The following is a 345-nucleotide window of genomic DNA, read 5'->3' as shown; positions in this document are numbered from 1 at the left end:
CTAGTTGACGCCGCTGACCCCCACCTCCCCGCGTCCCCCCGCTTCGCGGTCAGCGAAACCCGATCGCAGCGCGGTAACGATTCGCTTGCAGGTTGTCTCACGCACCCGCGCGATACCCGATCCGTGCTTTCACGTGGCTAACTTCGGCACCATGGGTACCACGTGGGCGCACCTTGACGACAGGATTCGGGACTACCCCGACGACGTTGACGACGCATGCGATACCGATCCCTACCTGAACGCCGACTACAACTGGACGGGCTGGCCGGCCGACTCGCGCTGGCGCCCCGCGACGGCGGTGGTGGGCGCGGTGGTGGCCCTGGGCGCCATCGCCACCGCCGTGAT

1 pseudogene is annotated in these 345 nt (G+C 67.8%); it reads left to right on the top strand.

Features of this window, described 5'->3' with window-relative positions:
* Positions 1 to 151: 151 nt before the first annotated feature.
* Positions 152 to 345 (top strand): annotated as a pseudogene (locus ACYQ8K_RS30235) (MmpS family transport accessory protein); the annotation flags it as partial.

The organism is Mycobacterium sp. MUNTM1 (genome assembly GCF_054660795.1).
This window is presented reverse-complemented; position numbering and strand designations above follow the sequence as displayed.